Source organism: Finegoldia sp. (genome assembly GCF_046991905.1).
In the GTDB taxonomy this organism is placed as follows: domain Bacteria; phylum Bacillota; class Clostridia; order Tissierellales; family Peptoniphilaceae; genus Finegoldia.
In genome coordinates this window covers 12,109-28,102 of sequence record NZ_JBKWZF010000003.1, presented here as the reverse complement: position 1 = coordinate 28,102, position 15,994 = coordinate 12,109, and the positions used below count along the sequence as shown (strand labels likewise).

Genomic DNA, 15,994 nt, shown 5'->3' with positions numbered 1-15,994 from the left:
GGATTTTCACTCTGTTGCCCTACCAACCCCTTGTAGAATCCAGTATATTTCGTATAATCGAATATGACAACTGTAGATGAAAGCCTACCAACCCCTTGTAGAATCCAGTATATTTCGTATCTATACTTGTTTACAAGTAGTGAATCATCAGTCATATAGGCTTTAGATTCACTTTTTCTTATCTTGAATTTTCTAATAAACTCAAGAAATTAGGACTTTGGTCTGCCCTTTAATATAGTTTTTTTAAATTTCTATATCATCATGATTGAACTCATCTTGTTCTATTTCTTCAAAACTTTTACTTGTTTCTGACATACTTTTATAAGTATCTTCTGTAGCAAGTTGCAAATCTTTTTCTCCTAAAAACTCTTCTAAACTCTTTTTAATTGGTTCGTATTTTACATTAGGTACTTCTGTTTCTCCAAACTGCATTTGCAATAAGACTGGTCTTAATTCCTTTTCTAAATATTCTGTATCAGGTACTAAATCTAAATAGTTACCCATAGTGAATACTTTAACAGTATCCATATCGTCCACTAATGCGTAATTGCACTTAAAATCAGCTGATACAACAAAAGCAGAAATATTTTCAGGTGTATCTTCGATACGACCAACAAACTCATTACTTACCACTCTAAATTCATTGCATTTATACACAGATAGATAATTCTTTTTCATAGGATAGCCACCTTTCTTTGTATAAAAGAAAAGAGCCACCATTTCTGATGACTCAAATAAAATAAAAAGCACCTACGATTATTCGTAAATGCCTGTTTGTTATGAATAGTTTTCATACTAATTCCACTATAAGTATTTTAGCACTTTCTTTGTGAAATGAAAATACAAAAGTAAGGAAATTTAACTTACTTTTTAATCTTTAATTCCATCCATATTGACCTAGTTGTTTTCGTAAAACAATCCACTTCACTTACTAACTCAATCAAAAAATCCAATAGCATTTCCGCATATGTTTCCAATCCTAACAAACGCATACTTTTAATAATCCGTGTCAATCGTAAGTGATTGTGATTTTTTACAACTAACCACACCTTACTTCTTTCTTGAAAAGAATCATTTTTCTCAATTTTGTTTTCTACTTCATTTAATCTTAATCCATAAAATTCCAAAATTCTTTGAAAAGACATTATCATATTGTTCTGAATACTCTCATCATGTTTCGCTATTTCTATTTCATCATTTTTTAAAGCAGGAGCAACGAAAGGATGATGGAAACTTCTTACATCTAATGGAAACATCCATTGAATATAATCATGTGTTTCTTCTAGCCATTGGTTATCAGCTTCCCAATAATCAAATAAGTATCTTCCTTTATTGTCTTTTTCTTCATCTTGTAAAAATCCTAACATTGTCATGATATACCTCTTTCTAAAAAATAGGAAGTGACTTCCTATTTTTCAAATTCATCTAGTTCTAAATCTTGTTCTTCATGATTGAATTCAATAAATTTGCCTTGCTTGATTTCTCCAACAACCATAGATGGTTCAATATACGGAAACATCACTTGCCGTTCAGAATTCCTTTTCTCATAAATTGAATTCCACACACTTTCTACTTCTTTAGGATATTGATACGCATAAATTTCATCAGCAAAATTATAAAAGTCAGTTTCTAAACAAAGTTCACTAGGAATATCCAGTACATAAATTTTAGAATCATCTGTTTCTTTTCCTATCATATCACAGGCTCTTTCAATTGCCTTATCCATATCTTTTGTTTTTAATTTGGAAAAGCCCCAAAAGAAAGATGAATAATCTGTTTCTTTCATCCGATTATAATCATCAAACAATCGCCTATAGATTGGTAATGCTTTTTGATAATTACATCTATCTTTATCGGCATACACCTTTTTCGATACATCTAAATCCGAAGACTGAATCGTTAATACTCTTGTTGTTTTTTCAGTTTTTCGCTTTGAAACATCATACGGATTTGTATATCCACCAATCATCGAATGATAGTTTTCTTTTCCAATAACTATATGATCTAAAAATTGAATATCCATTATCTCGCAGGCTTTCTTTATTTTTTCTGTAATTAAAAAATCAGCTTGACTTGGTGTGCTGTTTCCTGATGGATGATTATGATACATAATAATTCCATGAGCATTTGATAACAATGCTGATTTCATTATATTTTTTACATCTACAACCGCCCTATCTAATCCACCAACAGATACAACATGAGCATTTAGTACACAATTATTCGCATCTAAATTTAATGTCATGCACATTTCTCTATCTAAGTCCTGCATCTCTTCTAAAACAAAGTTTACAGTATCTATTGGTTGATGAATTGATTTATCATAATCAATTTCTCGTTCTTTAACCAATCGAATTCCTACAACATCTATTTTCATACTTAATCTTCTTTCTTAATGATTTTAATACCTTCATCATCTATAACTAATTCTTCATCTGATTTTAATGATTTTAGAATTTCTTTTATATCTCTTGCTGTAATAACTGTTTGATTGTCCATACATCACAACTCCTTCTCTTCTAAATCCATTTCTTTATCTTCTGTTTCTTTTTTTGAAGTTTCTTGATTAAGGTTTCTACTGAAGTGTGTACCTTTACAATTCCCTCTTTGAATCATTGTACCTCTTATAGTGTTTTTAAATCCATTTGTGCTAACCTCTTTCTATATACCAAAGAATCCAATCAATACGACACCTACGATTGTTACAACAATCCATTGTTTTGTCTTTTCACGATATGTTTCATAGGATATATGATGACTTCGTTTCTTCGCATCTAATTGGTAGATATTCCATATCGCATACCCACAACACGCTAATCCCAAAATTGTAAATACTATCTTCATAATCATTCTCCTTCGCTTTTCTTACTTCTGTCATAGAAACATATGACATGAAAATGACAAAATAAATTTGGTTGGTCATCATGTATTTGCACAAACAACGGATAATACTTTTCTTTTTTCATTTCTCGGATGATACCAAACATTTCTGCAACCATTTCCTTATTCCAGTTATGAACATCCCTTCTAGGACATTCAACCCTTGCATAAAACAATCGTTTATATAAATCTCTGATATAACGAAAAACATACTTTTTTAATTCTATTCTTTTTCCTAAATCGTCAGTCCATTTTAACGCTTTTGGATTCCCTTTATTATCAAATATAAAGGATACATTTCGCACAGAATCTTCATTTGTAAATTTTTGATCCTTATCTGTATGTATTAAATAATTCAAGTGGTTATGTAAATGCGTGATTCCGTTAAATTTAAGCATTTCTACATCTTCTATCGTAAAATAATGATATTCCATATCTTTTCTCCATTTTCAAAAATAGGAAGTCACTTCCTATTTTTCAATTTCTCCGAATTCATCTTCTTTATTAAGTTGATTTTGTTGTTCCATAGTTGCTGTTTTTTGACTGGAAGTAACTAATCCTTTTCGCACATAATCAAATCGTTCTGGATAGTTTTGATATTCAATCAAAAGATTATGATAATTGCTATTGGCTAGTTCACTATCTGTTAGAACATATACATTTGTATTCTTTTCGTTTGCCTTTAAATATGGTTCTAACATTCTCTGCATCACTTGAGGTAAATGTGCATCTTTTCGTTCTAATACATAAATAGAATTATTCAATTCATCCTTGTAATAACATATATTATCTTTTATCAATTCTAATCGAATTGTTGTATGATAATTAGCAAAATAAATCTTATGAGGTACATTTATTCCTTTCTTTAAGTGTTCATGTACTGGAGATATTTTCTTAGTAGCCTCATCTAATTTTTTTAGTTTGTCTGTCGCTTTATTTTTAATCACTTCATTATGATCTATAGCGAACAACTCAATTGTATGTCTGTCTTTCGTGAGTTCCAACAATGTCATTTTCTCTTGAAAAGAAAACTTATACATTGGAATTCCTTTTTCATGCTTCACTATGGTTTTATCATAAATCCACTCTTTACACTTTTCTTCCAACAATTGAAAGTCACAACAAAATTTATGATATGTTGTATTTTTATCCAACGCTTTATGATAGATTGCTTTTGCTTTACTTTGAATGACTTCTCTATTCTTATTACAATATTTTAATTCTTGTCTTAGCAGGAATCTATATTGATAATCACTTTCATTATTTATGACTTTTTGTTTGATTTCTGAATCAGGTACAGGAAACATGAAAGAATAACGAACACTACCTACTGGTACATTTCCAACTTCAATAACATAGTTTGAATTTTGCTTTATATTAAATGAGGATACAGGGGCAAAAAAATTCAACCCATTGATTTTGAATAATGTTCCGCATACAAATTTATTTCTATTTTGATACACTACATCAGGTATTCGAGAATCAAATTGTTTTAGATATTTTACATAATCTATATTCACTTCATAAAAATCTAGCTTTTCACTCATGCAAGCACCCCCAAACATAAAAAAAGCCATGCATCTCTACATGACTTTGTATTCGCCTTTTAGCTTTTTGCTATCCTATTCGTTTTATTATAAATAGGCATGGTAGCGAAGCACCCGAATAAATCATTCGCCTTTTAGTCTTTGACTATCCTATATTTTATAGGAATGGTAGCGAAGCACCTTAGAGATTTGAGCTTTACCCTTTTGTTTTGTACTTCAACTACAAAAGGCAATCCTCACATGAATAATAACAAAAATGTTATCTTCAATTAGAGTATAGCACAGTAATTTTTATTTGCAAACTAATTTTAATTTGCCATCTAGCCAAATTAGGAAGTCACTTCCTATTTATGAAAAAAAGTGAAGATTTCTCTCCACTTTACATTAACATTTTGTATCCAATGAATCATTCTCATCATATCCATCTTCTACATTTTTTGCACATTCTTTTTGTACTAAAAACATCTTCTGATAATTACGATCATAAACTTTTAATTCATCAAGATATTCGGATATGTTTTTATATTTCACACCCTCAATTTCTTGTCCTTGTGTTTTTCCCATATATAACACTGTTCTTCCACTTACTTCTAATCCTCTTTTTTCAAAGTATTTCATTTTTGCAGGGTCAATCATATGTTTATATTGACTAGGTACGATTTCAGAACTGTGTTTAATTTCAAACAATTCTACAGTATATGCCTCTTTATCTTTAATAACTAAATCAATTTCTCCTTCCGTAACACCTTCACTTGGCATTGGTGGATAAGAGAGTTGAAATACTTCATATTTTTCAGCATCCAAAGACTGTTGGACATTATAAATTGTCAATTCCTCTAATATCTTCCCTTTTACATTGTTATCAATAGTTGAAACAATTAAATTTTGTTCTTTATCTGTTCCCAATCGAAAAGTATTGTGATTTTCTAAAATCTTCAACAATTCCTTGCACTGACTGTATCGCAACCCTGATTGTGTAATAATATTGTTTTCTACTGGCGAAATATTAAAGTCACCTGATTCAACAGTGTAGGAATCTACAATCTCTAGTTTTCGTAAATATTGTTCTATCTCATAGACTTCAGAATCTGTTAATATTTCATCTTTTCTTGCATCATAAATATGAAGTTGTTTTTTCAATGATTCAATAATCGTGCTTGAATCTATTCTGTTTAGAATATCTGTGTTAGGTTCGATATTCTTCTTAACACGAGTAGTCATTATATCTCTAACAGAGTTATAATCAGAAGACTTAAATGTACTTTGAATTACTTTGATAGAGAATTGATGGTTTCTATTCTGTACAACACGATTGATAGCATTAGTAAGTTTGTCTTGATTATACAGATTTATCAAAGAACGGAATTTACTGCCTTCTTCATAGTTTTCTAAAGAATGCTGGATGTTCTGTGCGATTGCAGAATCTACATATTGTTCAGCATTTTTTCCATTATAGAACGGATAATCTTCATTATATTCAGGAATTAAAGTACCACCATATTCAATGAATTCATCAATGTTTTTATTAGGAAACAGATGTTTAAATTCATAAAAAGGAATATATGTTGTATGAATATATCTAGCTCTATCATAAAGCTCACGAGAAGAAGATAGGAAAAAGCCTAGAGAATCTGTTCCTGTCAGAACAATTCTCATACCTTTTCTAACATATACATCAGGAAATAAGGAAGACATGGAAATAAAGTTATCTAAAGAAGTAACTTCATCAATGAAAATATACTTGTATCCTTCTTCTTTCAACATATCAAGATCGCTATACAAAGAAGATATTGTATCTCTATTACTTACTTCGATATATGCACTTTTTTCAAAATCATCTTGTGTCAATTCAGAAATTGTTTGCAACATCAAAGTTGTTTTTCCTGTTCTTCGCAATCCATACAAGATACAGACTTTGGTATCTTTAGAATCAAATAAATAGTCTTTCAATTCTTCTCCAATAATACGCTGTGGTCTATCTTTTTCAGGATTTGTTATTTCTCTTAATTCATCTTTAACAAAAACATTAGCTTTATATTGTGCCATAAAACCACCTTCTTTCGTATTCTTATTATAACAGATTTCTAAATACTCTAATAGATAGCATTTTTATGCTTTCTGCAAAAAATAGGAAGTCACTTCCTATTTTTCAATTTCATCTAAGTCTTCTTCAACTTCTACAAATGTGTTTGAACTATCTAAAATTTCTTTCCCTAAGTCTTTATGTGTTGGATATAATTCTTGAATATACACTTGTTTCATATATGCTATTCCATCTTTAAGTGAATCGAAATATCCTACATTTCTATCTTTAAAATTTGTATCAAAAGTTCCAAGTCTATGCGTTCTATATCTTCCATCATCTTGTTTAACCACATAGCCACAAATAATTCGTGTAAATTCATCTTTTTGATAATTTATATATGTCCAATTTCCTTTTGTTTCAACAATAAACTTTTTATTTTTGTTTGCGTGAAAACCAATATAAGTAACTAAACCATCTTGTATTTTTGTAACCATGATAACCCCCTTGTTTCTAATTTTCGGAAGTGACTTCCTATTTTTCAAATAAAAAGCATCAAATTGCTTTGATACCTTTTATTTGAAGCCCTTGCGTAAAAGCAAGGGCTTCAGGAAGATAAATCATTGTTTTATATTCTCTACCTCACTGTGAACTATCAGAGATTTTATTATTTTTGTGAAATAGATTTTAAACAATTCTTTATTCTGATGTATTTTCAGACTTCTTGTTTCTATTTCTTCTTCTGTATTCTAAGATACCGATCAAAGATACTAAAACTCCAAGACCTGCAACGATAAACAACATAGAATCACTACCTGCTCCTGTTTGAATAACTGGAAGCAAACTATCTTTATAGATGATAGAATACAACAAGTCTTCACTTCGTTCTACCTTCTTACCATTTACAAACAATCCATCATCATTGACTTCTACTTTCACAACTTCAGGGCTTAACGAATAACCTAGAGGGGCTTTCGTTTCCTTGATGTATGTCGTTCCGTAGTTCAATACAAACTTAACAGTTCCGTCTTTTGTGTTTGCTTGTTTTGTTTCGATAGGATTTTTGCATTCTGCATCTGTGAAAGATGTGAATTCAAATTCCTTACTGATGATGTTTTTCATTGTGTTTTCATCTACTTTATTGACTAGAACATAGTATTCTTTCAATTTATTGATGATTGGTTTACCTTCATTGATTGGCACAATGACAGCCTTATCATTAGATTGTTCAATACTAAAGTCGTATTCTTTTTCATCTAACTTATACGCTGAATTTGTTGCCAATTCCTTAATGTAGTAGTTACCAACTGGAAGTTCAGGGGTATGTACTAAATGACCTTCTTCATCAATACCTGATGTCGCTAGTAATGTGTCATATTTAATCGCTACATTCCCTTTCCAATCATATGTATCATCACGAGTGTAGATACCAAAGACTACATCTTTATAGGCTTCTTTGTTCATAGCTGTATCAGAGAATTCCATCTGTTTCGTCATGTTGATGTTATACACTGGTCTTTCGTTCTTCAATGTAGATTCGATTACTTGTAGTTCGTTGATCTGATTGTCTTTAACTTCAAAGTAATGTTTTTCTTCGTTCTTCACAAAACCGATTGGGGCTTTTGTTTCAACATAATAGTATTTACCAACTGGAAGTTTGATAGACTGTACAGCTTCAAAATCACTTACTAAAGTTTCGATTTCTTCATCAGCTTTGTAATAAGTGATTCCATTTCCTAATGTAATATCTTCTGAAGCGTAAATAGTAATTTCAGCACCTAAGATATTCATTTCTTCAAAGACTGGTGTATTAACCACTCCTAAATCCGTCATACCAATGTCTGTATATGTGAATTGTTTACCTACTTTTTCAAAAGCTAACTGTCCATATACGATTTCATCTTTCATTGTTCCTGCCACTTGAATTTCGCCTGTATCTTCTACAGTAAATTCAATCTTTTCAGCAAGAGCAAATCCATACGGAGCAGAAATTTCTTCCCAAATATAAGTTTGTCCAACTTCTAAACCTTTAATGATATGAGGTTCTTTTGTAGATACCCATGTTTCAAAAATTTCGTTTGGTTTATCTTTTGGATATACAACTTGTGTTGCATCTTCTAATTCTTCGCTAGTTGTTGCATCAATTTTTGAGAATTCAACTTTTGTAATGCTGTTCTTGAATTCTGCTTCGATTTCGATTGTTTCTACATCTTGTCCTTGATATGTTGCATCCACTTCAATGACTTTATCACTAGAAGCATATCCGATTGGTGCTTTCAATTCACGGATTTCATATTTTCCTAAAGGAAGATCTGCATTAAATACAACCTGTCCATTGTCATCAGAAATTGAAGTTTCAATCAATGTACCTTTTTCAACGACTAATTTTTTAGCCATATCTGTGATACGAGGCTCATTGTCATAGCCATAAATATCTTCCGTAGCATACAATCCAAATTCAGCACCACTTAAAGGTGTATCTGTTTCATCATCTAGTTTGACTAAGTCAATAGCTACTTTTTGTCGTTCATTCACATAAGAAACGGAATCAGAAATGATTGCTGTATGATCGTCTTTATAGTTTAAAGTAACATTGTACTCTTTATCAGATACTACAAAACCTTCAGGGGCTTTTGTTTCACGCACTAGATAGCTACCTAGATATAAATTATCTACTTGAGCCTTTCCTGATTTATCTGTAGTTGCCGTTGTAACAACTTCACCTGCTTTATAAAGTACTTCTCCGTCCGCAGGGTCAATGATGTCTTCTTTCGCATAAACAGTAACTTCCGTGCCAGCTAATCCATGTTCTTCATAATCGAATACGATATTTCCATTTTCGTCTTTATGAGAACCCACTAACACTTCTCCTCGTTTTTCAAAAGAAATAGACCCTTTTACTCGTGTATCTTCCATAGCTACTACGATATATGCATCTCCATCTTCATCTTCGGAAGTCACTTCCGATTTTTTAATTTCAAATGGAATGCTTGTGCCATTTAACAAATAGTTATGTGGTGCTTTGATTTCTTCAAGTTGATATTTACCTGATTTCAATTTTAAAGGAAGGATAACATAACCATTTTTATCTGTATTGAATTCATCAACCCAAACACCTGCTACTTTTTGACGAATATATTCGCCAGTTGCTAGATTTTTAACTTTAAATGTAGCATCAGATAAGATAATCTGTTTTCCACTTTCAGCATCTACTTTCACAAGTTTTAAGAAATAATCACTTGGTCGGTTATTGATATGGTAATGCATCTTACCATCATCTCCGACTTCAAGAGAATTTCCTGAAGTATCTCCACCTTTAATAATTGTTTGTCCATTGGCTTCGGTTACTTCAAATGTGAATGTTCCTTCAAGAATATCTGTTTCTTCAGCGTTTTCGCCTTTCTTAGTCTGTTGGATAATATATTTACCATACGCTAATTTGCCTGAAGTCGCATAACCATTTTTATTTGTTGTTAATACAGCATATTCTTTTTCGCTTCGGTTTTCTTTTGCATATTGTAAAGCCTTTTGAATGTCTTTACCATTAGCTTCATAATCCTTTAACAATACAGCAACAAATTCTGCACCTTTTTCATTTGTCATGATTTCAGATTGACTTCCATCTGTAATCGTTTTGATAATGTCAAATTCTCCAGTACGAATTGTTTCCTTCACTGTACTATCCACAGTAACTTTAATTGTATTTTGGTCTTTATAACTTGCAGTGAAAGGATATTTTGTTTCATCCAATTCATATCCTTCGCTTGGACTGATTTCTTGCCAGTAATATTCCCCTAAATATAGATTTTCAATTGTACCACTTGCATTTTTATCTGTCGTGATTTTTCCAACTAAAGAATCTTTCTTATGAATGACTGTTCCATCCATAGATGGGTCAAGAATATCTTCTTTAGCATATAGTCCATATACAGCACCTGTTAGTGTTGCATCCCCTTGAGGACGATTACCAGTATCTTTATCTTCTTTAACAAGATTGATGGTCGCATTCACTCGTTTATCACTTAATTCTGTATCGTATGTCTTTTCGGCTGTAATATCTACGACAGCCTCTTGATCTACATCAACGACATATCCATTTGGAGCTTTTGCTTCTTTGATTACATATTCTCCGTAAGCCAAGTCTTCAGATGTAGCATATCCTGTTTCATCCGTTGTCATTGAGCTTACTTTCTGTCCATTGAAATAAATATCAAAGACTGTCCCTGCCACTTGAATGACTTTTCCTGTATCCTTGTCTTTCTTAGCAATGCGAATTTTTCCTTTGATAACCTGTTCAGGTACGATTGGTTCTTGGTATGTGCTTAAAAATTCATCTGAACCTTCTGAAATTACCTTTACAATAAATGTTTCATCATTTAGTTTGTACCCTTCAGGTGCTTTCGTTTCTCGTAATGTTACTGTTCCAATCGGAATTGTTGGCAAATTTGTGCTATTATAGTAAAATTCATCACCCGAAACTTTATAGTTATCTTGTAAATAAGTAAAACCATCTTCATCTGTTTTTAATACCCAAGTACGTTCAGGTGTTGCTCCCTGTGTCGCAGGATCGACATCTTCAGCATAATCCCCTTTGTAGTACTTCACAGTAAATTCAGCACCTTCAAGTTTCGCATCTCTTTGTGGTACATCCTGTCCAGTTTCCTTGTCACGCTTCTTCAATAAGATACCAACAGGGTCAGCTTGAGGATTGTCTTTTACCTTTTTAATTTCTGTTTTTCCACTTTTTACTGAAACGGGATACACTTTTTTATCTAAATCATATCCTTTTCCTGCTTTGGTTTCTTTCAAGTAATATGTCTTTGCCTTCAAGTCCTTGATGGTATTTGCTTTTCCATCAGCCTTGATTGTAAATGTACCTACTCGATTGACATCCTTATTGGCATCGGCTTCACTGTTATACAATCCATATTCTGCACCTTCTAAACTATAACAGTTGTTATTGTCTGTAATCGAAGGATTCGCAGAAGATTTTTCAATCGTTAAATTTCCTTTTGGCTCATTTTGACCCCAATATAACGTTTGATTTTCTGTTACAATTCCTTGGAAGTTCGTCCCTGTTCCAGGGCATTTTGCCTTATATACTTTAAAATCAGATGGTGGACTTGGTAAATTCAAAATTCCTTTTAACATTTCATAGGCAACATGATAACGTTGCCCATTTGAAGACCCGCCTAGTGAAGTACCACTAGCCACAGTAGACAAAAATTCGTTAGTAGCCAATAAGGCTTGATCTCTATTTTGAAAATAATTTGAAACTTGGTTATTCGGATATCCATAAGCATAATAGATAACTTTTCGCACTCTATCATCATGTACTTCCACAGCAGAATTTAATGCTGACCCTGCTCGAGGCGGTGCAAACATGGCTTCTCCACAAAATGCTACATGACCATCAACCTTCCAAAAACCGCCTGTTCCCCAAACTGTTCCAACTCCGTTTGAAATAGAGGTGTGTCCACCTTCTTCAAAATAAGTCACAACTGGACTACTTAAACTGCGATCGAAAGAATTTGTATTTGATGCAGATTCTGAATATCTAAAACCAGGAGCAATTAAAATAGATGCACCTAATCCAATTAATAAATTTGTTGTATCATAATCCTCATAGAATTTAGTAGTAATAAAATAATTGTTATCTACATATTTCCATGCATGAATCTTATCTACAATTTCTTTACGCTTTTGAACATATTCTTCTTTCATGCTCATTCCGTTTTGATAATCTTTTAGAATTTGTTGTTCTTCAGCACTAACAGGACGATTTGGAATAAAGGTTTCGTCATTGATTAGCAGTTTACTATTTTTATCTACTTTATCTTTTGTTTTATCCTTTTCTTCCGTTTCAATGGAATCTTCTTTTGTAGTTTCTCCTTCTGCTTCAGGTTGTTCAATCGGTTCTGTATCTACTTTTTCATTTGTTTCTTGTTCTTCACTAGAAACAATTTCTTTGAATGTAACTACAAAGTTTGAATTTTCGACACCAGTAACATATTCAATCTTTAAACTATTCTGTTCTGCCACAAATTCAGGTACTGCAACATCATTGTTTGTAAAGTTTTCGATTACATTTTCTTCATCAGCAATCGCTTCAATCGTCACTTTCGTACCTTCTTTATAAGATTGTGTAAATGGAGTTTCTTTCGTTACTATCGTTTCAGTTTCATTTTCTGTAACTTTAACCTGTCCATTTCCTTCAACAGTAATATTCAAAGTAGGAGATGGTTCGGCAACGACTTGCTCATTTGCATAAGTAGGCATCACAGCATTTACAGTTAAAAGCGTAGAGAATATGCAAGTTACAATTCGCTTTAATGTCTTTTTCATAAAGTTTCTCCTTTCTTTTTTTGTATTTTTTATGAAAAATAGGAAGTGACTTCCTTTTTTTAGGAAACGAATGAATCTCGAGTTTTCATCCGTTCCCTTTTTTCCTAGATAAATGATTCAAGGCATCCAAACGGATGCCTTCGTTTAAAATACCATTTCACTGTAATTTCTCTCCTTTCTGAAAATAAAAAAAGACAAAAAACGCTTAGTTTTCTGCCTTTTCAATATTTTACCACATTATCATATTAGCATATTTTGGTGTGAAGCAAAAGTGCAACCACAGGTAAAATTACAGTTTTTAAAATCTAAAATCAGTTGTCATTTTTCAGTTTATAGCATATAATAATAGTGGTTAAGAACTGTGGATTTCCCATAGGAAAAGAAGAGGACGGCAATCCTCTTCTTTTTTTGCACCCATTGGAACATATTTCAGGTTACTTTTTTAACTCTCTGATAATTAACAGTATGACTACTAGAGTCAAAAACTGTAATTCCATATTGGTTAAGAACTGAAACATTTCCAAATGAGTGCTTATTTTGGATAGTATAGTACATATACATATACCTCCACGATTATTCTACAGAATCTTTATTTGATTTACCAGTTTTTCTGCCTTGTTGCACTCAAATAGAAAAATAGGAAGTGACTTCCTTTTTTGAATTTATTGATATTTATCAATTTATCGCTTATAATAAAGATGTAAAAAGTGGACAGATTATTCTGTTCAGGGTTTTGAATAGTTCTATAAAAAACTACCTTCGCCTCGGAAACTTAGGTAGTTTTTTATTTGTCATTTTTTCTTAATCAATTCGATTAGAAGAACAACGACTAGAGTTAGTATAGATAACATTATTGATAATGCTTCATATGTACTCATAAGCATCACTCCTCGAAAATACATTTATATTAACAAGGCTCAACGCTCCTTGGTCTAGCGACCTGAACTACCTAAATAATCTGTCCACCATGATTTTAGCATAAGACTTATACCTTGCCAAAGAAAATAAAGGTATAAGTTTTTTTATTTCTGTATCATGTATAATATTCTTAATTATCTACACAACATTGTGCTGGTTCATATCCTTCTTCAATCAGTGCATTTACATCACTTTCAACAACTTCTCTATTTTTGCTTGAAATCTTGTTTGCATTTTCACAGTCTTCTTCGTGAAATTTCTTTGAATTCTTATTTACGATAAAGGTTCTTTTTTCACTATCGTTAGGCTCATTTTCAGAAGAAGATGCAATTTCCTTACTATCTCCTGTTTGATAATTGATTTCTATTTTTGGTTGATTATTGTAACAATACACATAGAATTGAATTCCTTCTCCATGATCTTCAACGGAATACCCTTCAATCGTGACCCCTCTAGCGACCAATTCATTATCTTTAAAGACAGGAGTAACACGATATAACACATGGTTGTTTGTTTCTTTCAAATAATCAGCAACCATATTTTCAAATGGAAGCATCCCTTCTACATTTAGGAAGCGAGTTCCTGTAATCAAGTTCTTTTCATTAGCGTTCTCTCCTGCTAATTGAAAACCAATTAAATGACACCGATTGTACAAATATTTCCCATCTACAAAATCATATTTTGCAGTTTTCCAACCTGATGGTTTTATCATTCCAATACTTTCTCTATCTTCGGTTGGCATAATGCTCTGATGAAGATTAGCATAAGCAATACCACACCGACCGAATCTATCTAAATCAGAGTAGTCTTCAAATATCTCTGTACTTGCCGTTTCTTCTTCAGTAAACATTGGTACATTCTCATTTAGTACGATATACGGTTCATCATTAAATTCAGGAATATCAGTAAGTTGCACATTCTCCTGAATTATTCCATTTTCTATAGGTTTGTCAGATTTTAAATCCAACGAACATCCAGTAATAAATATACTTGTTAATAAAATGAGTAATATCTTTGATATTTGTTTTTTCATAAATCTTATTCTCTCCTATTCTTATCGTTTCCCATTCTCTACATCTTCTACACTATACCCCTTCATAATCCAAGTCTTCATGAGTTCTCGTATGTAATACAAAGAATATTTTTCATAAGTACTTGCTTCTCTTGAAGCAACAATCATCATTCGTCCACCGTACAAATCATATAATTCTTTAATGATATTTAATTCTGCCTTGCTTAATTCTTCTTTTCCCAATAATTCTTTCGATGTGTATTGAATTTCAGCGATTACATATTCCAATGAACCATATTCTAAGTTATTTTCTATTTCATCCCAAGCTAAAGTGCTAAAAATAGATGGAATATCCTTTTCTTCAAATTCTCCATTGATCACTTCATTCGTATCTTTAAAATGACAAGTGAATTCAATTTCTGCAACTTTTCGAGCTTTTCGTATTGTTTCATAAGAAACAAAAACATTTGTCATTTCATTTATTTCATCAATAGATGTCTTCAAGATTTTTGAATTAAATCTTCTGAAATCATTATAGTAATCAGAAGTACATTCAAAAATTCCTTTTAAACAGTCTAATTCAATTTTCCAAGTTGAACGGAATCTATTTTCCAACAAATACAGATATAGTTTTATTGAATAGACACTTTGTAAATACAAAGTATTTTTCAATGCGTATTTAATATATCCGTTTTTGGATATATCAAAAAACATTTTTCGTACATAATCCGATTTGCCACATTCTAAAGTTATCGTACTATTTTTTTTATCAAACTTTGCTTTTTCAAACAGAGGATGCATTTCAAAACTTTCTCCATCTTCCAACCATTCAGTAACACTGTTATTAAATAAATGTTGCATATATTTATTTAATCGTTTCGATTCCAATAATCTAGATTGAATTTCCATCAAATCACAATATTCCTGTTTAGTAAAAGTAACAGATGCTGTTGTTTCGTCCTGTGGATTGATTTTCGATAAATACACTTCCATCAATCGGAATTCTTGTATAGTAAGATTAACATTTCTTAAATCAATGATTGATCTAGATTTCGATATAATATTTTCATCATTCAACATAGATTTACCATTCCTTATATTAAGAAATATATACTTATTATGTCCCTTTGTCAAATTTAACAGGGACATAAATATACCCATCATCTGCTACATGGGGACATTTCGTCTGCTACATGGGGACATTTTGTCTGTTGCATGGGGACATTTCGTCTGCTACATGGGGACATTTTGTCTGTTGCATGGGGACAT

The 15,994-nt window shown here is 31.7% G+C and carries 12 protein-coding genes; all 12 read right to left on the bottom strand.

Annotated elements, in window-relative coordinates; genetic code table 11:
• Nucleotides 1–243 precede the first annotated feature (243 nt).
• The gene (locus tag ACLUJM_RS02305; protein ID WP_256292662.1) at nucleotides 244–678 is read right to left on the bottom strand and encodes a hypothetical protein; all 435 of its coding nucleotides are present in this window, start codon (nucleotides 676–678) and stop codon (nucleotides 244–246) included.
• A 185-nt stretch (nucleotides 679–863) separates the two neighbouring features.
• On the bottom strand, nucleotides 864–1,373 hold the full coding sequence (locus tag ACLUJM_RS02300) for an opioid growth factor receptor-related protein (RefSeq protein ID WP_256292663.1): 510 nt from the start codon (nucleotides 1,371–1,373) through the stop codon (nucleotides 864–866).
• 35 nt (nucleotides 1,374–1,408) lie between these two features.
• Nucleotides 1,409–2,377, bottom strand: a complete 969-nt coding sequence (locus ACLUJM_RS02295) for a JAB domain-containing protein (RefSeq protein WP_256292664.1) — start codon at nucleotides 2,375–2,377, stop codon at nucleotides 1,409–1,411.
• 284 nt (nucleotides 2,378–2,661) lie between these two features.
• Nucleotides 2,662–2,844 (bottom strand): hypothetical protein, encoded by a 183-nt coding sequence (locus tag ACLUJM_RS02290; RefSeq protein WP_002611018.1) that lies wholly within the window; start codon nucleotides 2,842–2,844, stop codon nucleotides 2,662–2,664.
• 2 nt (nucleotides 2,845–2,846) lie between these two features.
• Nucleotides 2,847–3,314 carry a hypothetical protein gene (locus ACLUJM_RS02285; RefSeq protein ID WP_002611021.1) on the bottom strand — a complete coding sequence of 156 codons (468 nt, stop codon included), beginning with the start codon at nucleotides 3,312–3,314 and terminating at the stop codon, nucleotides 2,847–2,849.
• 36 nt (nucleotides 3,315–3,350) lie between these two features.
• Nucleotides 3,351–4,427: a type III toxin-antitoxin system ToxN/AbiQ family toxin gene (locus tag ACLUJM_RS02280; protein WP_002611024.1), complete on the bottom strand. Its 1,077-nt coding sequence runs from the start codon at nucleotides 4,425–4,427 to the stop codon at nucleotides 3,351–3,353.
• Between the two features lie 384 nt (nucleotides 4,428–4,811).
• Entirely contained in the window at nucleotides 4,812–6,473 is a 1,662-nt protein-coding gene (locus ACLUJM_RS02275; RefSeq protein ID WP_002611026.1) for an AAA family ATPase, read from the bottom strand.
• Nucleotides 6,474–6,569: 96 nt separating this feature from the next.
• Nucleotides 6,570–6,947 carry a hypothetical protein gene (locus ACLUJM_RS02270; RefSeq protein WP_002611028.1) on the bottom strand — a complete coding sequence of 126 codons (378 nt, stop codon included), beginning with the start codon at nucleotides 6,945–6,947 and terminating at the stop codon, nucleotides 6,570–6,572.
• Nucleotides 6,948–7,149: 202 nt separating this feature from the next.
• Nucleotides 7,150–12,795, bottom strand: coding sequence for a collagen binding domain-containing protein (locus tag ACLUJM_RS02265; RefSeq protein WP_256292665.1), 5,646 nt, complete (start codon nucleotides 12,793–12,795; stop codon nucleotides 7,150–7,152).
• A 791-nt stretch (nucleotides 12,796–13,586) separates the two neighbouring features.
• A complete protein-coding gene (locus tag ACLUJM_RS02260; RefSeq protein WP_373211497.1) occupies nucleotides 13,587–13,673 on the bottom strand; it encodes a putative holin-like toxin in 87 nt (28 codons plus the stop codon).
• A gap of 170 nt (nucleotides 13,674–13,843) precedes the next feature.
• The gene (locus ACLUJM_RS02255) at nucleotides 13,844–14,746 is read right to left on the bottom strand and encodes a DNA/RNA non-specific endonuclease (RefSeq protein ID WP_002611034.1); all 903 of its coding nucleotides are present in this window, start codon (nucleotides 14,744–14,746) and stop codon (nucleotides 13,844–13,846) included.
• Nucleotides 14,747–14,767: 21 nt separating this feature from the next.
• Nucleotides 14,768–15,805 carry a replication initiation protein gene (locus ACLUJM_RS02250; protein ID WP_118654709.1) on the bottom strand — a complete coding sequence of 346 codons (1,038 nt, stop codon included), beginning with the start codon at nucleotides 15,803–15,805 and terminating at the stop codon, nucleotides 14,768–14,770.
• Nucleotides 15,806–15,994 lie beyond the last annotated feature (189 nt).